General features: G+C 72.0%; 18 protein-coding genes. 11 read left to right on the forward strand and 7 right to left on the reverse strand.

Annotated features, from left to right (window positions below; genetic code table 11):
- Positions 1-593 precede the first annotated feature (593 nt).
- On the reverse strand, positions 594-2,432 hold the full coding sequence (locus WMF33_RS04040) for a vWA domain-containing protein (RefSeq protein WP_437335893.1): 1,839 nt from the start codon (positions 2,430-2,432) through the stop codon (positions 594-596).
- Between the two features lie 512 nt (positions 2,433-2,944).
- On the opposite strand from WMF33_RS04040, the gene WMF33_RS04045 reads away from it, so the two are divergent.
- The 10 genes from WMF33_RS04045 to WMF33_RS04090 all read left to right on the forward strand — a co-directional run bounded on the left by WMF33_RS04045 (position 2,945) and on the right by WMF33_RS04090 (position 14,089).
- On the forward strand, positions 2,945-3,760 hold the full coding sequence (locus WMF33_RS04045) for an SIR2 family NAD-dependent protein deacylase (RefSeq protein ID WP_437335894.1): 816 nt from the start codon (positions 2,945-2,947) through the stop codon (positions 3,758-3,760).
- Between the two features lie 96 nt (positions 3,761-3,856).
- Positions 3,857-4,096 carry a DUF378 domain-containing protein gene (locus tag WMF33_RS04050; RefSeq protein ID WP_044985492.1) on the forward strand — a complete coding sequence of 80 codons (240 nt, stop codon included), beginning with the start codon at positions 3,857-3,859 and terminating at the stop codon, positions 4,094-4,096.
- A gap of 300 nt (positions 4,097-4,396) precedes the next feature.
- Entirely contained in the window at positions 4,397-5,749 is a 1,353-nt protein-coding gene (locus WMF33_RS04055) for an erythromycin esterase family protein (protein ID WP_437335895.1), read from the forward strand.
- Positions 5,750-5,934: 185 nt separating this feature from the next.
- A complete protein-coding gene (locus WMF33_RS04060) occupies positions 5,935-6,807 on the forward strand; it encodes an isocitrate lyase/PEP mutase family protein (RefSeq protein ID WP_437335896.1) in 873 nt (290 codons plus the stop codon).
- Positions 6,808-6,811: 4 nt separating this feature from the next.
- Positions 6,812-8,011 (forward strand): acyl-CoA dehydrogenase family protein, encoded by a 1,200-nt coding sequence (locus tag WMF33_RS04065; protein ID WP_437335897.1) that lies wholly within the window; start codon positions 6,812-6,814, stop codon positions 8,009-8,011.
- A 109-nt stretch (positions 8,012-8,120) separates the two neighbouring features.
- On the forward strand, positions 8,121-9,176 hold the full coding sequence (locus WMF33_RS04070; RefSeq protein WP_437335898.1) for a hypothetical protein: 1,056 nt from the start codon (positions 8,121-8,123) through the stop codon (positions 9,174-9,176).
- A gap of 161 nt (positions 9,177-9,337) precedes the next feature.
- On the forward strand, positions 9,338-9,928 hold the full coding sequence (locus WMF33_RS04075; RefSeq protein WP_437335899.1) for an RNA polymerase sigma factor: 591 nt from the start codon (positions 9,338-9,340) through the stop codon (positions 9,926-9,928).
- Positions 9,925-10,812, forward strand: a complete 888-nt coding sequence (locus tag WMF33_RS04080; RefSeq protein ID WP_437335900.1) for a hypothetical protein — start codon at positions 9,925-9,927, stop codon at positions 10,810-10,812. The genes WMF33_RS04075 and WMF33_RS04080 overlap by 4 nt, the downstream gene beginning before the upstream one ends.
- Positions 10,809-11,843: a glycoside hydrolase family 26 protein gene (locus WMF33_RS04085; RefSeq protein ID WP_437335901.1), complete on the forward strand. Its 1,035-nt coding sequence runs from the start codon at positions 10,809-10,811 to the stop codon at positions 11,841-11,843. The genes WMF33_RS04080 and WMF33_RS04085 overlap by 4 nt, the downstream gene beginning before the upstream one ends.
- A 113-nt stretch (positions 11,844-11,956) precedes the next feature.
- Positions 11,957-14,089 carry a DUF4082 domain-containing protein gene (locus WMF33_RS04090; RefSeq protein WP_437335902.1) on the forward strand — a complete coding sequence of 711 codons (2,133 nt, stop codon included), beginning with the start codon at positions 11,957-11,959 and terminating at the stop codon, positions 14,087-14,089.
- 21 nt (positions 14,090-14,110) lie between these two features.
- Here WMF33_RS04090 and WMF33_RS04095 read toward each other — a convergent pair whose 3' ends face one another.
- From WMF33_RS04095 to WMF33_RS04115, 5 genes are all read right to left on the reverse strand, one after another.
- On the reverse strand, positions 14,111-14,731 hold the full coding sequence (locus tag WMF33_RS04095) for a glutathione S-transferase family protein (RefSeq protein WP_437335903.1): 621 nt from the start codon (positions 14,729-14,731) through the stop codon (positions 14,111-14,113).
- Positions 14,732-14,756: 25 nt separating this feature from the next.
- Positions 14,757-15,431 (reverse strand): glutathione S-transferase family protein, encoded by a 675-nt coding sequence (locus WMF33_RS04100; RefSeq protein WP_437335904.1) that lies wholly within the window; start codon positions 15,429-15,431, stop codon positions 14,757-14,759.
- Positions 15,432-15,496: 65 nt separating this feature from the next.
- Positions 15,497-16,519 (reverse strand): ABC transporter substrate-binding protein, encoded by a 1,023-nt coding sequence (locus WMF33_RS04105; protein ID WP_437335905.1) that lies wholly within the window; start codon positions 16,517-16,519, stop codon positions 15,497-15,499.
- A gap of 10 nt (positions 16,520-16,529) precedes the next feature.
- Positions 16,530-17,369 (reverse strand): ABC transporter ATP-binding protein, encoded by an 840-nt coding sequence (locus tag WMF33_RS04110; RefSeq protein WP_437335906.1) that lies wholly within the window; start codon positions 17,367-17,369, stop codon positions 16,530-16,532.
- A 40-nt stretch (positions 17,370-17,409) separates the two neighbouring features.
- Positions 17,410-18,243, reverse strand: a complete 834-nt coding sequence (locus WMF33_RS04115; protein WP_437335907.1) for an ABC transporter permease — start codon at positions 18,241-18,243, stop codon at positions 17,410-17,412.
- 873 nt (positions 18,244-19,116) lie between these two features.
- On the opposite strand from WMF33_RS04115, the gene WMF33_RS04120 reads away from it, so the two are divergent.
- A complete protein-coding gene (locus WMF33_RS04120; protein ID WP_437335908.1) occupies positions 19,117-19,692 on the forward strand; it encodes a GNAT family N-acetyltransferase in 576 nt (191 codons plus the stop codon).
- Positions 19,693-19,769: 77 nt separating this feature from the next.
- Here the strand turns inward: WMF33_RS04120 and WMF33_RS04125 are convergent, their stop codons facing one another.
- Positions 19,770-20,258 (reverse strand): N-acetyltransferase family protein, encoded by a 489-nt coding sequence (locus tag WMF33_RS04125; protein ID WP_437335909.1) that lies wholly within the window; start codon positions 20,256-20,258, stop codon positions 19,770-19,772.
- Positions 20,259-20,320: the final 62 nt, after the last annotated feature.

The raw sequence follows: 20,320 nt of genomic DNA on the forward strand, positions 1-20,320 counted from the left end.
CGAGATGTCAAGTCACAGTTCCGCGGATTCCAGTCGAGAAACTGCATTGGATCTGCGCCGCGCTGGAATCCAGTCTGCCGGTTGCTCTCGTCGGTCGGTTTTCGTCGGTTTTCGTCGGCATTCGTCGCGGGTGGCGTGCGTTGCGCTTCCACGCGGCGCGGGTCTGCGATATCGCGGTTTCGGTGCCGCGAGGGGGCCACTGGGGGGAGCCGGCGCTGTGATCTGCGGTGAGCGCGTGTACAATAGAGTGCGCTTCGAAATACGGCCGAGCTCTGGCGTGTCCTTTCCTGTCACGGCTCGGTGTGCCGGTTGCCGACGAGGGATCGCCTGCGTACTGCGGCGTGCCTGGATGCTCCGGAGGCAGGTAAAGATTCGAAGAATTTAACGCAAAGGCGAAGGCGCAAAGGCGCAAAAAAGAAAGAGAGAGAAGGTGCGAGCTCTCTCTCTTTCTCTCTCCTTGCGCCTTTGCGCCTTTGCGTTAAATTCTCTTCTCTCTATCTCCCTCTCCTGGCATCCAGACAGCTCGCCCTTCGAGCCACCGCTGCTTCAGCGATGGCGTCCCCCCCGGCAAGCACCGCCGCCTCCCCGGCAGGTCAGTCGGCGCCCCTCGCAGCCACCGCGTCCGTCTTGCCGCCGGCGAGCGCGCCGGCGCGGCGGACGATGCCGATGAACTCCTGCTGATCTCCCTTGCTGGAGGCCGACGCCCTCGCGATCTTCTCGACGTCGGAGAGCCTCCAGGAGCGCGCATGCGGGCTGTGGCGCAAGATCTCGGAGAAGCCGGCCACCGCGGACGCAAAGCGAAGATCGGCCGGCGCCGCGTCGAAGGTAGGGGCGATGGCGCCCGGAGCCATCTTGACCAGCGTCTCCTCGGCCACGTCCGAGCCGAGCGGCGCCTTGTGGCGGAGGCGCACGACGAGCGGCGCCGCGCCCGCGCCCCTCGACGCGGCGTCCTTGAGCTCGACATCGTAGATGGCCGTCACGCTGTGACCGGCGCCGATCTCGCCCGCGTCCACCTTGTCGTTCCGGAAATCCCGGTCGGCCACGTTGCGGTTCTCGTAGCCAATCAGCCGATAGCTCTTCACGAAGCTCGGATCGAACTCGACCTGGATCTTCACGTCGCGCGCAATGACCTGGAGCATCCCGCCCACCTGCTCGGAGAAGACCCGCCGCGCCTGCGCCTCGCTGTCGATGTACGCGTAATTCCCGTCGCCCTGGTTGGCGAGCTGCTCCATCATGACATCCTTGTAGTTGCCCTGGCCGAAGCCGACCGTGGACAGCGTGATCCCCTTGTCCCGCGCGCGCTTGATGGTCTTCAGGATCTCCTCGTGAGAGGTCGGACCGACGTTCGCGTCGCCGTCGGAGAGCACGACGACACGGTTGATGTGCCCCTTCACGAGCGTCCGCTCCGCCAGGCTGTAGGCGAGATCGATCCCGCTCGCCATGGCGGTGGAGCCGCCCGCCGTGAGGTCCGCGATCGCCGCGAGGATCTTCCCCTTGCTCTCGATGCTGGTCGGCGCCAGCACCTCCCGCACGCTGCCCGCATAGGTGCAGAGCGCGACCGTATCCCCCGGCTTGAGCGACTCGGTGAGCATCCTCAAGCTCTTCTTCGCGAGCTCGATCCGGTCCGGCGCGTGCATCGAGCCGCTCGTGTCGACGAGGTACACGAGGTGCACCGGCGTCCGCTCCTTGGCCGGCACGCGCTTGCCCTGGACCGCCACGCGCACGAGGTGATGGCCCACCGTGAACGGCGAGGGCGCGGCCGCGAGGTGCACCGCGAACGGGCCCGCCGTCGGAGACGCATAGCCATAATCGAAGTAGTTGAGGAACTCCTCGGCGCGCACGGCCTGATAAGGAGGCAGCGCGCCGTCCAGGATCTTGCGGCGCGCGATCGCGTAAGAGGCCGTGTCCACGTCGATCGCGAACGTCGAGAGCCTGTCCTTCGCGGGGTCCTCCACCGGGTTGACGCCGTAGTCCCGGTACGACTCGCTGCCCTGGGGCTCGGGCGCCGTCACGGCGACCGCCGCGGGCGGGGCGGCGGGACGCGGCGCGGCGGCCGGCGCCGGGGCGGAGACCTTCTTCGGCGCCGGCGCGGCGCCCGTCACGCTGCGGCGCGCCTCCGGCTTGCCAGCCGCGGTCACGCCGGCCGACGGGGCCGCCGGCGACGGCGAGGCAGGCGGGGGCGGCGCCGCCGCGACGGCCGGGGCGCCGGAGGCGTCCGCCTCCTCGGCCTTCTCCGCGGCGGCGGACGCGCGGCCCTCCTCTCGCGGAGCGTCGAACTCCGGCTGCATCGACGGCGCGGTGGCGGTGTCCACCGGCGCTGCCGCCCCCGCCGGCGCTGCCGGCTCCCTGGCGACAGGCGCGGCGCCGCCGCAGCCGACGAGCAGCGCGGCGAGGAGAGCAGGGGCGACGAGATCGAGGGGCCGGATGCGCATGAGGTGTCCTCCTTGAAGGGGATCGCGAGCGCGGATCCCCGCAGTGCGTTCTCGCGGGGCGGCCATCGCCGACCCCGACACACGTCCTCGCGAGGGCCGCACGCGCGGCCCCCGTTCAGGGGCGAGACGGATCCCTCCGCCGCTCTCGCCGCGCGAGAGCCGCGAGCCGCTGGTCGTCCGGCGGTCGACGGAGGGACCGGCGCGGCCGGGGCTCGCGGTGGCGGGCCCCGGCGCGTCCGAGTGCCAGGGAAACGCGATCGCCTCCGGCGGCTTACACCCGAAATCGAGGGCGCGTCGACGGCGCGTCCGCCGCGGCCTGGATCGGGGGCGCGGCCGGCAATCGGGGGCGCGGCCGGCAATCAGGGCCGCGACCGCGGGGCGGCGCGCGCCGGCCGCGGCGCAGACGTCGCCCCGCAACGTGCGCTAGAGTGCGCTGGAACGCGGGGAGCACCGGCAGGCGCGATCGCCCTCCCGCCTTCCCGCCTCCCTGCTCGATTCTCAGGAGGTCCGCCATGAGCGCAACGAGCCGCGAGCGTTTCCAGTCCAGCCTGCGCCGCGCCAGGAAGATCGCCGTCCTGACCGGCGCCGGCGTCTCGGCGGAGTCGGGCATCCCCACGTTCCGCGGCGCCGGGGGGCTGTGGCGGCGCTACGAGGCGACGAGCCTCGCCTCGCCGGAGGCGTGGCAGCGCGATCCGGGCCTCGTGTGGGAGTTCTACAACCACCGGCGCGAGCGCGCGCGCGGCTGCCTGCCGAACCCGGGCCACCACGCGCTGGCGCGGCTGGAGGCGCGGTTCCGGGAGGCCGGCGGCGCCTTCACCCTGATCACCCAGAACATCGACGGCCTGCACGAGCAGGCGGGCTCGCAGGATCCGGTGCGGCTCCACGGCTCGCTGTGGCAGGTGCGCTGCCTCTCGTGCGGGAGCGTGAGCGAGAACCGCGACGTGCCCATCACCCCCGCCTTCGCGGGGAGCGGCTCCCCCGATCCGGAGACCCGCGCTCGCCGCTTCACCGCCGCGGAGCTGCCCCACTGCCCCTGCGGCGGCGTGCAGCGCCCGCACGTCGTCTGGTTCGGCGAAGCGCTGAAGGAGAGCGACCTCGCCGCGGCGGCCGCCGGCGTCGACGGCTGCGATCTCCTGCTCGTGGTCGGCACCTCGGCCGTGGTGTACCCGGCCGCGGGGTTCGTCCCCCTCGCCAAGCGCCACGGCGCCCTCATCGCCGAGGTCAACGTCGAGCCCAGCGCGGTCACCAGCCTCTGCGATTTCGTGTTCACCGGCGGCGCGGGAGAGATCCTCCCCTCGCTGCTCGACGTCGCGCCGGCGCACGCATGACCGCCCAGCGCCCGCCGAGCGAACCGGCGGCGTCAGCGCCGCAGCGGGCGCGCGGTGCACGTCGCGCGCGGCGCGGCTCGTGCTTCTCCCGGGGGCATGGAACAGGTCAACCGTGGGATTTCAGGGCTAACGTGGGCCGCGATCGTGCTGGCCGTGATCGGCGCCGTCAACTGGGGGCTCGTTGGGCTGTTCGAGTTCGACCTGGTCGCGGCGATCTTCGGCAGGCTCAGCACGATCAGCCGCATCGTCTACGTGCTCGTCGGGCTCGCCGGCCTCTATCTCCTCTACGCCTCGGTCCAGCTCGGAAAGCGCGCGCGCGTCTCCACCATGCCGTGAGCGACACCCTGCCGTGAGCGGTATCGGCTCGATCGGGCGCACCGGCGCGGGGCTGGCGCGCCGAGCCGAGCTCCGGAGTCTCTGGGAGTCGGGCGGCTCCTGAGGTCGTGGTCTGTCTCGGCGCGGGTTTTGCAAATCATGGCGCCTGTCCAGACACCGAATCGGATCCACGGAACAGCGAGCACAGCGGCAATCCACGGGCATCCTCTGCCGTTCGCCGGAGGCGTCGATCCGGCGGGCTGGAGAGGAGCTGCCGTGTCCCGAGGCCGCCGCGGCCGCAACGGACCAAGGAGTGACACCATGCCCAGCTCTCGAGAACCCGTGACCGCCCTCGTCCGCGACGCCGCCCGGCCGCTGCGCGGCGGCGCGCGCGACTACGACGCGCTGCTCGACGCGATCGGCGATCGCCGCTTCGTCCTGCTCGGCGAGGCCACGCACGGCACCCACGAGTTCTACCAGGCGCGCGCCCAGATCACGCGGCGGCTCATCGCCGAGAAGGGCTTCACCGCGGTCATCGTCGAGGCCGACTGGCCGGACGCGTACCGCGTGAACCGCTATGTCCGCGGGACGGACGACGACGGCAGCGCCGAGGAGGCGCTCTCCGGCTTCAAGCGGTTCCCGCAGTGGATGTGGCGCAACGAGGACGTCCTCGGCCTCGTCCGCTGGCTCCGCGAGCACAACGCCGGCGTGCCGCGCGGGCGGGCGAAGGCGGGCTTCTACGGCATGGACCTCTACAGCCTGCACGCCTCGATGGAGGCCGTCCTCCAGTACCTCGACCGCGTCGATCCGGAGGCCGCCGAGCGGGCGCGGCGCCGCTACGGCTGTTTCGACCGGTTCAGCGAGGATCCGCAGGTGTACGGGTACGCGGCCGGCTTCGAGCTCAGCGGGTCGTGCGAGCGCGAGGTCGTCGAGCAGCTGACGGAGCTGATGAAGAAGCAGGCCGAGTACGCGAGGCTCGACGGGCGTGTCGCCGAGGACGAGTACTTCCAGGTCGAGCAGAACGCGCGGCTCGTGCAGAGCGCCGAGGAGTATTATCGCACCATGTTCCGCGGCCCCGTGTCGTCGTGGAACCTCCGCGACCGGTACATGGCCGAGACCGTCGAGGCGCTCGTCGCGCACCTCGACCGGTTCCACGCGCCGACGCGGGCCGTCCTCTGGGCGCACAACTCGCACCTGGGCGACGCGCGCGCGACGCAGATGGGCGAGGCGGGCGAGTGGAACGTCGGCCAGCTCCTGCGCGAGCGCTTCGGCGAAGCCACGTTCCTCGTCGGCTTCTCGACGCACACCGGCACCGTGATGGCCGCCTCCGAGTGGGGCGATCCCGCGGAGATCAAGCGCGTCCGGCCGTCGCTGCCGAACAGCTACGAGCGGCTCTTCCACGACACGGAGCTCTCGCGCTTCTGGCTCGACCTGCGGCCCGAGGCGGGCGCGCGCCGCGAGCTCGTCGAGGCGCTGCGCGAGCGTTCGCTCGAGCGCGCGATCGGCGTGCTCTATCTCCCGGAGACCGAGCGGGCGAGCCATTACTTCCACGCGAGGCTCAGCGAGCAGTTCGACGCGGTCATCCACGTCGACGAGACGACCGCGGTGAGGCCGCTGGAGTGGACCGCCGAGCGGCGCGAGCCCGAGGCGGAGACATACCCGACAGGGGTGTGAGCGCCGGGATCAGGCGCTCTGGCGATCTGACAAGAGGCGAGTCGCCTCTCCGCGGCGCGCGCCGACGATAGAAACCCCGGCGCGGCCTGCTGCGGCGAGCGCCGCCAGCGCGCCCTCCGCGCCGGCGCGCCTCGGGGGCGATCGCGCTTGCCCGGAGGGCCGCCGGGCGCGGTATCGTCTGCGCCGTGTCCTCCGCTCACACGCTCCGCGAGCTCCTCGCGACGCCCGGCCTCCTCGTGATGCCTTGCTGCTTCGACGCGCTGTCGGCGCGGCTCATCGAGCAGGCGGGCTTCCCGCTCACGTTCATGAGCGGCTTCGCGGTCTCGGCCGCGCGCCTCGGCGCCCCGGACACGGGGCTCATCTCGTATGGCGAGATGGTCGACCAGGCGCGGGCGATCTGCGCCGCGGTGTCGATCCCGGTGCTCGGCGACGGCGACACGGGCTACGGCAACGCGATGAACGTGAAGCGCACGGTGCGCGGCTACGCGCAGGCCGGGCTCGCGTGCGTCATGATCGAGGACCAGGTCGCTCCGAAGCGCTGCGGCCACACGCGCGGCAAGCAGGTCGTGCCCCGCGACGAGGCGCTCACCCGCATCCAGGCCGCCGTGGACGCGCGCGACGAGGGCGCCGGGGTGCTCATCCTGGCGCGCACCGACGCCCGGCAGACGCACGGCTTCGACGAGGCGCTGGCCCGCGCCCAGGCGTTCGCCGATCTCGGGGCCGACATCGTGTTCCTGGAGGCGCCCGAGAGCGTCGAGGAGATGCGCACGTTCTGCCGGGAAGTGCGCGCGCCGGCCATGGCGAACATGGTGGATCACGGCAGGACTCCGGTGCTGCCGCCGGCCGAGCTCGAGGCGATCGGCTACAAGATCGCGGCGTATCCGCTCACCCTGCTCTCGGTCGCCGCCGCCGCCATGCGCGAGGCGCTCGCCGCGTTGCGCGCCGGCCGTCACCCGGACCCCCGGATGCGCTTCGAGGCGCTCCAGGAGATCGTCGGATTCCCCGGGTACTACGCGGAAGAGGCGCGGTACGCGCCGCCGCCGCCGGAGAAGGGGTGAACGCATGGGCCGCGACCTGGAGCTCACCATGGCCACGATGTCCTCCGCCGAGCCCGCGTCGCTCCTCGACGCGGCGCGCGGCCTCGTTCCGCTCATCAAGGAGCACGCGCAGCAGGGGGAGCGCGAGCGCCGTCTGCCCGATCCCGTGGCGAAGGCGTTCAGGGAATCGGGGATCTTCCGCATGTGCCGTCCGCGCGCGGTCGGCGGGCTCGAGGCCGACCCGCTCACGGCCCTCCACGTGATCGAGGAGCTCTCGCGCGCCGACGGCGCGGCGGGGTGGTGCGCGATGATCTGCGGAACGACCGGCGCGTTCGAGGCGTACATCCCGGCGGAGGGAGGTCGAGAGATGTACGCGAGCTCGGATGTCGTCAGCGGCGGGGTCTTCACGCCGAGCGGGCGCGCCGTCGAGGTCGACGGAGGTGTTCGGGTCACCGGGCGGTGGGCGATGGCGAGCGCCTGCGAGCACTGCGACTGGCTGGGCGGCACCGCGGTGATCTTCGACGGCGCGGCCCCGCGCATGTCGCCGGCGGGCGTACCCGCGGCCGTCGTGCCGATGTTCCGCGCCTCCGAGTGCAAGATCCTGGATACGTGGAGCGTGGCCGGCCTCGCCGGCACCGGGAGCCACGATTTCGAGGTCATGGACGTCTTCGTGCCGAGCAGCCGGTGCATCCGTCTCCCGCTGACGGCGCCGACCTATCCGGGCCGCCTCTTCGCGTTCCCCATCTTCGGCTTCCTCGCGAGCGCGGTCGCGTCGACCGCGCTCGGGATGGCGCGGGCAGCCCTCGATGAGCTGAGGGCGCTCGCGGCGACGAAGAGGCCGGCCGGGATGACGACGTCGCTCGCGATGCGGCCGTCGACCGCGCCCGTCGTGGCCGAGGCCGAAGCCACGCTGGGCGCGGCCAGGGCGTACCTCGTCGAGGCGGTCGGCGCCGTCTGGGGCGCCGCGGTCGCCGGCGCGTCGATCTCGATCCAGGAGCGAGCGCGCGTCCGGCTCGCGGCGACGAACGCCGCGCTCAGCGCGGCCCGCGTCGTCGATCTCGCCTTCACGGCGGGCGGCGCCACGGCGCTCTACGAGAAGAGCCCTCTCCAGCGCTGCTTCCGCGACGTTCACGCCGTCACGCAGCACGCCCTCGTCGCCCCGCAGACGCGCGAGGTCCAGGGCCGCGTGCTCCTCGGGCTGGACACCGATCTGCCGATGTTCTGAGCTCCCGGGCCGCGCGCTCCTCGGAAGCGCGGACAGCGCCGTCGAGGCGCGCATGACGCACAGAATGCGCTGGACGAGCCCGAGCCCCGATCGAAGCCTAGCCGCCACGATGATCCGCTCGTGGAGCCGTGTGGCGCACCCCTGCATCGCCCTCGCCGTGCTCGCCGTGCTCGCCGCGCTCGCCGCGCCGAGAGCGGCGAGCGCCGGGGACGACGGCGCGCGCGTGTCGCTGGTCTGGCGCACGCCGGAGGGCAGCGACTGCCCGTCCAGGGACGAGGTGATCGAGCAGGTGCAGCGCCTCGTGGGGCCCGCCCCCACGCGCGAGCAAGCGCCCGTGCGCGCGAGCGCCGAGGTTCATCGCGACGCGGACGGGCGCTTTCGTGTCGAGCTCGTCACCTGGATGGGCTCCTCCCAGGGCGTCCGTGTCATCGAGGAGCGATCGTGCCGCGCGATGGCGGAGGCGACCGTGGTGATCCTCGCGTGGATGATCGACCCCGAAGCCATGGCCGCGCGCGAGGGCGCGACGGGCGCCGGCCCCGCGACGCCCGGACCACCTCCTCCGCCGCGGGCCCCCGACGCAGCCGAGGCCAGCGCCTCGCCTGTCCCCGTCCCGGCGCCTTCCAGGCAGCGAAGCGCGGCGGACCCCGGCGATCGCATCACCCTCATGGCGCGCCTCGCGGCCGCCGGCGACCTGGGCACGTTGCCCGGCGCGTCGCTCGGCGTGGGCGCCCGCGTCGCGCTCGGTCATCGCCGCGTGCGCCTCGGCCTCCAGGGAGCGCTCTGGCCGGGTCGCTCGACGACGATCGCGTCGGGCCCCGAGGGCACGTCCATCGGGGGCTCCTTCGCGCTCGCCGTCGTCGGCGTCGAAGGCTGCGGCGAGCCAGCCGCGCTCCCCATCGCGCTCTGCGGCGGCCTCGAGCTCGATCACCTGACGGGCACCGGGCTCGGCGTGCGCTTCCCCGCGAGCGCATCGGCGACGTGGCTGTCCCTCACCGCGGGGCTCGACGCGCGCTTCTCGATCCTCGGCCCGCTCGGCGCGGCCGCCCACGCCGCGCTCCTGATCCCGACGCGGCGAGAGCGCTTCGGCATCGATGGCGTGGGCCTCGTGCACCGACCCTCGGCGGTCGCAGGGCGCGCGAGCCTGGGGCTGGAACTTTCCTTCTGAGCCGAACAAACTCTCACGCTCGCTGCATTCTTGCGACAGCACGAGAGCGACCGAACGATGTTCCCCTCCTCCTCGCTTTTTCGTGACGGATCCGGACGGAGGCGGACAGTTAGCTTCACGTGGTCTTCTCGTTCGCTGCCGGTCAAGCCGCGGAGACGCCCGTGTCTCGCGCCCCATCGAGCCCGCCGCCGGTGAGCGAGAGGGCCGCGGGCGAGCTCACGGTCGAGGCGCTCTACGACGCTTACGCCGACTACGTGTACCGGTCGCTGCGCCGCCTCGGCGTCGTCGAGGCGAACCTCCCCGACGCGCTGCAAGAGGTCTTCGTCGTCGTCCACCGGCGGCTCGGTGAGTTTCACGCGGATGCGTACGTCAAGCAGTGGCTCTTCGTGATCGCGCTCCGCATCGCCCGGAACTACCGGCGCACGCTCGTCCGCAGGAGGCCGGAGCGCGAGGCCCTCGCGGCGGGCGTCGATCCGGACAGCCTCGCCGCCGCGCGCTGCGACGGGCCGTTCGAGCGCGCGGCGCAAGCCGAGGAGATCCGCCTCTTCTACTCCCTGCTCGAGACGCTCGACGACGACAAGCGCGAGGTCTTCGTGCTCGCCGAGCTCGAGCAGATGAGCGTGCCGGAGATCGCCGACACGCTCTCGCTGAACGTGAACACGGTCTATTCGCGCCTGCGCGCCGCGCGCCAGGCCTTCGAGCGTGCCCTCTCGCGCCGCCGGGCGCAGCAGAACATGGGGAGCCCCCGATGAGCGAGTTGAGCCGCGAGGCGCGTTCGTTGATCGCGTCGGCCCGTCGCGAGGAGGGCCTCACCCCGGAAGAGCACGCGCGATACCGCGCGCAGCTCCTCGAGCGGCTGGGCATCGCCGTGGGGGTCGCGGGCGCCGCTTCGCTGGCCCCGGCCAAGGCCGCCGCGACGGCGGACGCCGCCGCGGCCTCGGCCAGCGCAGGGACGGCCGCGCCCGCGATCCCTGCGACCGCGGCCGCGCCCGCGGTGAAGGCGGGCGTGAGCTTCGGGCTAGGGACGCTCGGCGGCAAGCTCGCGATGGGGGTGACCATCGCGGCCGTCGCCGCGACAGCGCACCTCGTCACGCGCGGCTCCGCGCAGCGCGACACGCTGGAGGCGCGCCTGTCCAGGAGCGCTGTCGCGACCACGAGCGCCGCGATCGTCGCGCGGACGAAGGGCTCGCTCGCCGAGGCCGAGAGCGCGACGCGTGAAACGCCCGTCGCGCCCGGGCCCGCGGAGGAGCGCGCGGAGCGGCCGGCGCCCTCGCCGAGGGCGGCCGCGCCGTCGAGGAGCGCGAGCCCGGCCTCCGGAGCGCTGGACAGCAGCTTCCAGGAGGACGCGAAGCTCCTGCGCGACGTGCGCGCCGCGCTGGGAGCGGGCAAGGGCGAGGAGGCCCTCAAGATGCTCGAGGCGCGCCGCGTGAACCCTACCGAGGGCGTCCTCGGCCAGGAGCGGGCGGCGGCGCACATCCTCACCCTGTGCCGGCTCGGCCGCACGGCCGAGGCGCGGACCGCGTCCGAGCGCTTCCTGCGCCAGCACCCGCGCTCCCCGCTCGGCGAACGGATCCGGCGCGCGTGCGCGGCGGATGCCCCGCCGGGCCCGGCGCGAGCCAAGGGGAGGCGCGAATGAGCCGGCGGCGAGCTTCCGCGCGGCCCGCCGACCATCGCCCCCTGTTCGGGGCAGCGGCGTCGCTCTTGCTCGGCCGCGGGTGTCAAGCGGGAGGGTACTCGTCGCTCGGCAGCGATGGCGCGGGCCTGGGTGGCGCGCAGCCGGGAGGCGCGCTCTCCGGCTTGCCCTGGCCCTCGGGCACCAACGCGCAAGACCTCGATCGGATCGCCTCGTGGGCATCGTACCGAGGTCGCCCCGCGGACGTCGCGCTCGCGCTCACCGATTACACGAGCTGGCCGGGCATCACCCAGCCGGACGGCGTCCTCGAGGGGCTCGCGGGCTTCACGGGCGAGCTCGTCATCGCGCTCCCCTTCTGGCCAGTCGGCACCGGCGGGAGCCTCGCGGCGTGTGCGCGAGGCGAGTACGACGAGCACTGGCGCGTTTTTGGAACGACGCTCGTCGCTCATGATCGCGCTGGCTCGATCATCCGCCTGGGCTGGCAGTTCAACGGCAACGACGTCGAGTGGAGCGCGAGCGACCCGGCCGCGTGGGTGTCCTGCTATCGGCACGTGGTCACGGCCGTCCGCGAGGCGGCCCCCGAGGCGCTCTTCGACTGGTCGAGGGGCGCGCACGGCACGCGGAACCCCGCGAGCGGCGACGCCTCCGAGGCGTACCCGGGCGACGCGTACGTCGACGTCATCGGCATCGACACCTTCGACATGACGCCCTCGTCTCCCGACGAGGCCGCATGGATCCGGCAGTGCGACGGCCCTGACGGGCTGTGCGCGGTCATCGAGTTCGCGCGCGCTCGCGGCAAGCGCGTGGGCGTGGGCCAGTGGGCGGTCGTCACGTGCAACGGCTTCGGCGACGCCGGCGGCGACAATCCATTCTTCATTCAGAAGATGCACGACACGTTCGCGGCCAACGCCGACGTGATGGCGTACGAGACGTACTACAACGACCCGAACGCGGGCGAGTTCTGCACGTCTCTGCACGATCCGGTCGAAGCGCCCGAGGCTTCGGCCCTCTACCAGAAGCTCTGGGGGCCCTGACCTCGAGGTCGGCCCCGAGCTCGTGAAGTAACGGCACAGCTCCGGCGCTGCGCTCCAGGCGGAGCTCTGCCTGCCAGGGCGAGACCTCGCAACCACACCGAAAGGGGCTTATCATGGCTCGACGTATCGATCTGTTCTCGCGAACGAGGCTGACCACCGCACTGGCAGCCTCGATGATGGCGGTGCTCTCGATGTCCGGCGGCTGCGTCCCCGGGGATGACCTCGCCGAGACCACGCTCGATTCAGCCGACACCACGGCCGCCGCGCAGGTGCTCGGCCCGGAGGTCAGCCTGTGGTCGGGCGCGGACGTGCCGGCGATCCTGGCGGACACCGACACCCAGGCCGTCGAGCTCGGCGTGAAGTTCCGATCGAGCGTCGCCGGTCAGGTCACCGGCGTTCGCTTCTACAAGAGCAGCAGCAACACCGGGACGCACACCGGGCGCCTCTGGAGCGCAGCGGGGCAGGAGCTCTCGTCCGTCACGTTCAGGAACGAGAGCGCGAGCGGCTGGCAGGTGGCCTATTTCTCCGCGCCCGTCCCGATCCAGGCGAACCAGACCTACGTCGTGAGCTATCACGCGCCGAACGGGCGGTACTCGGCGAGCAACGGCTACTTCTCCAGCGCCGGCCGCGCGAACGGCCCGCTCTACGCCTTCAGGGACGGCGAGTCCGGCGGCAACGGGGTCTACAAGTACGGCGCCTCCGGGTTCCCGACGAGCACGTGGCGAGGCTCGAACTACTGGGTCGACGTGCTCTTCCGGTCCACGGGCGACGCGACGCCGCCGGCCGTCGCCATCTCCTCCCCGGCCGCGAACGCCGCGCTCACCGGCACGGCGCAGGTCACGGGCACCGCCTCCGACGACGCGGGGCTCTCGAAGGTCGAGCTCCAGGTGGACGCCGGGAGCTTCACCACGGTCACCGGCACGAGCAGCTGGACGTACGCGCTGAACACCCTGCCGCTGACCAACGGGAGCCACACGCTGACCGTGCGCGCCACGGACACGTCAGGCAACACCACGAGCGCTTCGCGCGCCGTGACGGTCGACAACCCCTCGAGCGGGGGCGGGAGCCTGAACCTGCCGCGCGTGGCGTGGGAGGGCGGGCCCTCCTACTACAGCGCGTATTCGCACACCGACGCCGCGGCCTGGGACAACCCGGTGTTCTTCCCGATCGGCGTCTGGTTCGAGGGCGTCTACGGCCAGGGCGACATCGATCTCGACAAGGACGCCGGGATCAACACCTATGTCGAGCTGACCAGCGGGAGCAACATGCCGCTGATCAAGCAGAACGGTATGTTTGCCATCGCGGGGGTCAGCGGCAAGAGCAGCGAGACGATCGGCCACATGCTGACGGACGAGGCGGACATGTGGGCCGGGCCGGGCTCCGCCGCGTGGACGGGCAACTATCCTGGTGAGGGCGCCATCTGCAGCCCCTCGAGCGCGTCGTGCGGTTACACCGTCATGCAGACGCTGGTGAACGACACGCCGTCGGACGGGCGCGTGCGTTACGCGAACTACGGCAAGGGCGTGATGCTCTGGGAGAGCGACAGCGAGGCGCAGCAGTTCGTCAACGCGTATACGCATGTCGTTTCCAATGACCTTTACTGGTACACCGATCCCAACATCTGCGGCGAGATGCAGACGTTCCTCGGCCTCCCGTCGTCCACGTGCCGGCTCGCCGCGAACTACGGGGTGACCATGGACAGGATGCGACACCTTGACGGGATGGACGGCCAGCGCCAGCCGATCTGGGCGTTCATCGAGGTCGGCCACCCCTTCACGGAGGACTGGGCGCCGAGCATCACGCCGGAGCAGATCGCCGGCGCGGTGATGTCGTCCCTGATCCACGAGGCCCGCGGGATCATCTACTTCAACCACAGCTTCGGGGGCCCGTGCGAGACCCAGCACGCGCTGCGCGAGCCCTGCTACGCCACGCAGCGCGCCAAGGTCAAGGAGACCAACCTGCGCATCAAGGAGCTCGCGCCCGTGCTCAACACGCAGTCGTACGCGTACGCTTTCAACGCGAGCCTCGACACGATGCTCAAGGAGCACGGCGGCTCCTATTACATCTTCGCGATGCTCGGGCGCGCGAAGCCGACCGGGAGCTACGCGCTGACGCTGCCGCCCGGCCTCACGGGCTCCACCGTCCAGGTGCTGTACGAGAACCGCACCATCGCCGTCAACGGCGGCGCGTTCACGGACTCGTTCGCGGCGGAGCATACGTACCACATCTACAAGATCACGCCGTGATCCAGACGGGCGGCGCGCGCCTCACGTGAGCGGGAGATCCACCCAGCGCTCGAAGCCCGGCCGGCGCTTGATGCGGCCGTACCACGCGTCGACGTGCTGGAGCGCGGGCCGCTCGGTCGGCAGGTTGTACCACCGCTGCGCCGCCACCCCGAGGGGGATGTCGGCGAACGTGAAGTACTCTCCGGCGACCCACGGTTGCTTCGACAGCTGCCGATCGAGGATCCCGAGGGCGGCGAGCGCCGCCTTGCGCGCGCCGTCGATCGCGCCCTGATCGCGGCGCTCCTCCGGCGTGCGCAGGAGCTGCACGAGGAGCGTCCGCACCGGGGGCCACAGGGTCCCGAACTGCCAGTCCGTCCACGCGTCGGCGCGCGCCCTGTCCGCGAGATCGCTCGGCTGGAGGGGCGGCGAGCCGTACCGCGAGAACAGGTAACGCACGATCGCGTGCGACTCCCAGAGCACCAGCGGCCCGTCCTCGAGCGTCGGCACCAGCCCGTTGGGGTTGAGGGTGAGGTAGTCGGCGTCCTTCACGCGGCCGAACGGCCCGCCGGCGTCGATGCGCTCGAAATCGAGCCTCAGCTCGTCGAGCGCCCAGAGGACCTTCTGCACGTTCGAAGAATTCTTGTGACCCCAGAGCTTCAACATGATGTCTCCTGTCTCCCGGCGCCGCTCAGGCGGCCGTCGCCTTCGCCGGCTTCACGAACTTCGCGTAGCGCTCCACGTAGAAATCGACCGGGCTCGCGGCGGCGCGGACCGCGTCGCGGGCCGCCACGGCGTCGATCCACGCCCGGAGCCGCGTGAGCTCTGCCGGGATGGAGAACCCGCGGAGCCGATCCACCGCGGGCAGCCGCTCGAACCACGGATAGAACGCGAGATCGACGAGGCTGACGTCGGCGCCGAGCCAGTAGGGCCCGGGGCCCGACGACCTCGAAAGCGCCTCCCGCTCGATGAACGCGAGCACGTCGCCGAGCGCCTTGCGCCCCTCGGCCTCCTGGTCCGGCGTCTCGGCCCGGAGCAGCTGGGCGAACGCCGGCACGAGGCGCGTGTTCGCATAATCGATCCAGATCCTCGCCAGGGCGCGCCTGCCCGGCTCCCTCGGCAGGAGCGGCGGATCGGGGAACGCCTCGTCGAGGTACTCGTTGATGATCGCCGATTCCCAGATGCGGTGGCCCTCGTGCTCGATCGCCGGGACCTTTCCGTAGAGCGAGGCGTCGACGAACGCCCGCGGCTTGTTCTGCAGATCGACCTCGATCAGCTCGGCGTCGATCGCCTTCTCCTTGAGCACGAGCCGGGTGCGGTGGGCGAAGGGGCACGCCTTCGCGCTGTAGAGTCGCAGCTTCGTCATCCTGTTCTCCTTCGTGGCGTCTGCCACGCGAAAAGCGCTCCTGTCGTCCGGGCCCGCGGGCGCCCTCAACGGGGCGGGACGCGGTCGTTGAATCGCCCGTCGAACACCCGCGAGACCTCGATCTTCTGCGGCAAGAGACCCTCCTGGAAGAAGGCGTCCGCCATCGTTTGCTGCGCTCTCGCGATCTCGTCGTCGAGCGGGACGTACCTCGGCTCGTGGTGCTCGAACATGTCCTGAGCCACCTCGAGCGGCAGCTTGGTGATCTCGGCGAACTTGCGCGCCCACACGTCCTTGTGGCCGTTCGACCACTCGTGGGCCTTGTGCGAGCGGGCCAGGTAGTCCGCGATCGCGGCGGCCTTGCCCGGATCGGCGAGGGCCTTGTCGCTGCTCACCTGGAACGAGAGCGCGTCGGTGAGCCCGGCGCCGTCGAGGAGCTTCACCGCCCCTTGTCGCACGTTGCTCGCCACATAGGGCTCCCAGACCGCCCAGGCGTCGACGTCTCCGCTGGCGAAGGCCGGCTGGGCGTCGTTCGGGTTCATGTACACGGGCACGATGTCCGCGATGCCGAGGCCGTCCCGGCGGAGCGCCGCCAGCAGCAGGTAGTGGGCCGAGGAGCCCTTGGCCACCGCCACCTTCTTGCCCTTGAGCTCGCGGAGGGCCCGGACGCTCGACCCCTTCGGGACGAGGATCGCCTTGTATTCGGGGCGATTGCGGGTGACCGCGACGATCCGGATCGGGGCCCCGGCGGCCTGCGCGAAGATGGGCGGCGTATCCCCGACGGCGCCGATGTCCACCGCGTCGGCGTTGATGGCCTCGAGCAGCGGAGGGCCGGCGGTGAACGTCGCCCACTCGATCGTGTAGGGGAGCCCTTCGAGCTGGCCCGCGGCCTCCAGCCCGCTCTTCACGATGCCCGTCTGCTCGCCGATCCGGAGCGTCACCGTCGCGAGGTCGACCGCGGCCGGCTCGCCCGCCGCGGGGGGAGCGGGCGCGTCCCCCGCCTTCGAGCACGCGGCGACGGACAGGGCGAGCAGCGCCGCCGCGGCGTGGCGGAGCGGGGCGAGCGCGTCGAGGAGAGCGGCGATGGACATGGGCCTTCCTTCAGGAGACGACAGACGGTAGGGCCCGCGCTTCGGCGGGAGCAGGGGGTGGCGAGGCCGCTCGCTGGGCGCGCGGGGCCGATCGGGGGACGGGAGCGTCGTCCGGCTCGTCGCCCTCGACGCCGAGGTGGCCGAGGAGCGCGCCGCGCAGCGCCGCGAACCGGGGGCCGCTGCGCCGCCGCGGCGCCGGAAGATCGAGGGCGAGGTCCGCGGTGATCACGCTGCCGGCCTCGGGCGACGGCCTGGCGAGGACGAGCGCGCGATCGGCCAGGAGGAGCGCCTCGTCGACGTCGTGCGTGACGAGCAGCACGGCGGGCCGGTGCCGGGCGCAGAGCTCGGCCAGGAGGCCGTGCATGCGGAGCCGCGTGAGCGCGTCGAGCGCGCCGAACGGCTCGTCGAGGAGCAGGAGCTCCGGCGCGCGCACGAGCGAGCGGGCCAGCGCCGCGCGCTGAGCCTCTCCGCCCGAGAGCGTGAGCGGCCAGGCGTCCGCGTGGGCCGAGAGCCCCACCTCGGCGAGCGCGAGGAGCGCGCGCCGCTTCGCCTCGTCGGGCGGGCAGGGGAGCCCCAGCGCGACGTTCCGCCAGACCCGCTTCCACGGGAAGAGCCGCGGCTCCTGGAAGACGACCGCGCGCCGGTCCGGGACCGCGACGTCGCCGCTCGCGTGCGCGTCGAGCCCGGCGAGCACCCGCAGCAGCGTGCTCTTCCCGGAGCCGCTCGCGCCGAGCAGCGCGACGAACTCGCCGGCGCGGACGGTGAGGTCGACGCCGCCGAGCACCGGGCGGGCTCCGAACGCCCGCCGGACGTCGCGGAGGCGCACGGCGGGACCAGGGATCGTGCTCATCCGAGAAGCCTCCACGCTGCGCTCCATGGGATTCTCGTCCTCACCGGCCGGCGAACGCCGCGCGCCAGGCGAGGACGTTGCGCTCGAGCCATCGGACGAAAAGATCGGTGCTGAGCCCGAGCAGGGCGTAGATCGCGAGGCCGAGGACGATGATGTCGGTCCGCAGGAACTCTCGCGCGTTCGTCATGAGGTAACCGATGCCGGCCGTGGCGTTGATCTGCTCGCTGATGACCAGCACGAGCCAGGCGACGCCCATCGAATGGCGCAGCCCGACGAGGGCGTTCGGGAGGGCGCCGGGGAGCACCACGTGGGCGACGAGCCCGATGCGGCCGAGCCCGAGCGTGGTTGCGGTCTCGACGAGCTTGTTGTCGACGCTGCGGATGCCCGCGTACGTGTTCAGGTACACGGGGAAGAACGTGCCCAGCGAGACCAGCGCGATCTTGGGTGTCTCGCCGATACCGAACCAGAGGATGAAGAGCGGCACGAGCGCCAGGACGGGGAGGGTCCTGAGCATCTGGATGGGAGCGTCGAGCAGGTCTTCGCCGAGCCGGAACAGCCCCGCGACGAGCGCGAGCGTCACGCCGGCGCTCACGCCGAGGGCGAGCCCCCGGCTGACCCGGCCGAGCGACACCCAGAGGTGGCGCGGCAGCTCCCCGCTGGCGAGGAGCGCGAGCCCCGTCTGCGCCACCGTGGTCGGCGACGCGAGCACGCGCGGCGACACGAGGCCGAGCGACGTCACGGCCTGCCATGCGAAGAGCAGGAACAGGAGCACCAGGATCCTGGCCCATCGGACCTCCTTCCAGGTGCGCCGCGCGGCTCCACGCTCGGAGCGCGTGCCGGCGTCGGCGGCGATCGTCGATTGCGTGCGCGTCATCTCACGAGCCGGCGGAAGAGCAGGTAACGTGCCAGAGCGCTGTCGCAGGAACGGATCGCAATCCGTCATGGTGGACATGGACTTGCTGCGACAGGAGCAAGGCGATGCTGATGATGTGCTGCTACGGCAGCAATCGCGCCGGCGCGCGGCGGGGGTTGTGCTGGCGGCATCGTGGGATGCCGAGAGGGATGCATGGCCCGCCTGGTCGGCGCGCGTTCGAGGTGGTTCGGGGTCGGCTTGCTCGTCCGGCGCTCCGCGGAGCGCCGGGCGCAGGGATGGATCGCCGTGAGGGAAGGGGCGAATGACGTCAAACGCCCGGGAGGCGCTGGGCCTCTCGGGGGGCGCAGGTTCAGATCTTCATCCTTCCTCCTCGTGTCTTGCTGGTCGCGGATGCGACACAGAGAGAGGCGCAGTCGACGCCACCGCGTCGGGTGGCGCCTCTGCTCGAGCGGGTCATCCACGCGCGGGCATGGACGCAGGACCTCCTCACCGGCGCAACGGAGGGAGCGTTGCTGTTTTCCGCCTTACTCTTCTGGGACGGAAGTTAGTCCGCTATAACGGAAGTGTCAAGCCGCGCCGCGAGGGGCTCGATGCGCCCGTCAGGAGGTCGATGCGCCCGTCAGGGGGTCGATGCGCCCGTCGAAAGCGCCCGGGGACGGTTTGCGGCGGGAATGGCGCCGCGGGGAGGCAGGCGCGGACGTGCTGGGCTGTGCGGGGGAGGTCTTCGTTGTAAGCTCCGTGGCATGATGACGGCTCGCCTCCCTGCTGGAGCGATCTGCGGTGGGGGACCTGTCCTTCGCGGGGCCTGCTGCGCTCGACAGGGGGGAGCCACCGGCGTCGGGGGCGCGATGAGCGCGGGTACGGAGCGGGGCGATGGCCGGTGAGCGCCCGCCGGCGTGCATCCTGACCGCGCGGCTGACGCTGCGCGCGTGGCGTCCCGAGGATGCCCCGTCGATCAGGGCAGCGATCGACTCAAGCCTTGCGCACCTGCGTCCCTGGATGCCGTGGGCCGTGAACGAGCCGGCCTCCCTGGAGGCGACGACCGCGCTGCTGGAGAAGTTCCGGGACGACTTCACGGCAGGACGCGACTTTCATTACGGCATCTTCACGCGCGACGAGCGCGAGGTGCTCGGGGGTACGGGGCTACACCCGCGGATCGGTCCGGGCGCGATCGAGATCGGCTATTGGCTCCGCGAGGCCGCGACGGGCCGCGGCTATGCGACCGAGGCCGTGGCGCGGCTGACCCGGGTCGCGCTCGAGGAGGTCGGGTGGAGCCGCGTCGAGATCCGCTGCGATCCGCGGAACACCGCGAGCGCCGCCGTGCCCCGGCGGCTCGGGTATCGGCACGTGACGACGCTCGAGGCGAACGCCCTGACGCCGGCGGGCGAGCCGCGCGACACCATGGTGTGGGAGCAGACCGCCGCGGAGCTCGCGGGGGAAGGCCGCTGACGCCGAAGTTGCTCTTCGGCAAGAGCCGAGAGCAGCATCCGGTCGTCCTGGCGGAGCCCGGGGCGCGCTGGCGGCGATCAGAGCTCGAGCGTCATCTCGATCATCGTGCGGCGGAAGCCGAACCGCTCGAACAGGCGCTGCGCGGCGGCGTTCTGCGTCGCGGTGTGGAGCACGACGCGCGGCGCGCCGAGGGCGCGGAGGCGCCCGATCACGGCCTCGAGCAGGAGGGCGCCCGCGCCGAGCCGGCGCGCTGGCTCGGCGACGTAGACGTCGTGGAGCGCGCCGTACGCGTCGAGGAGGCTGTTCCAGTCGCGCGGCTCCCGGCGGCCGTAGGCGTAGCCGACCAGCGCCGGCTCGGCGCCGCCTTGCTCGGCGACGACGATGGCGGCGCCGGGGTTTTCGAGCTCGCTGGTGAGCCATCGCTGGTAGCCCGGCTCGAGCGGCTCCAGGCACAGGAAGCGGTGCGGATCCAGGGCGTGGTGGAGGCGGACGAGCTGCGCCGCGAAGCGCGCCACCTCGGGCATGTCCGCGCGCTTCGCGGGGCGGACCGTGATGAAAGGGGTCATTCGGCCAGCATAGCGCGCGCGGAACGAGATACCGGAGGGTGTCGGCATGGATGTCGACTGCA

The sequence above is a fragment of the Sorangium sp. So ce394 genome, assembly GCF_051474665.1.
Lineage (GTDB): Bacteria > Myxococcota_A > Polyangia > Polyangiales > Polyangiaceae > Sorangium > Sorangium cellulosum_D.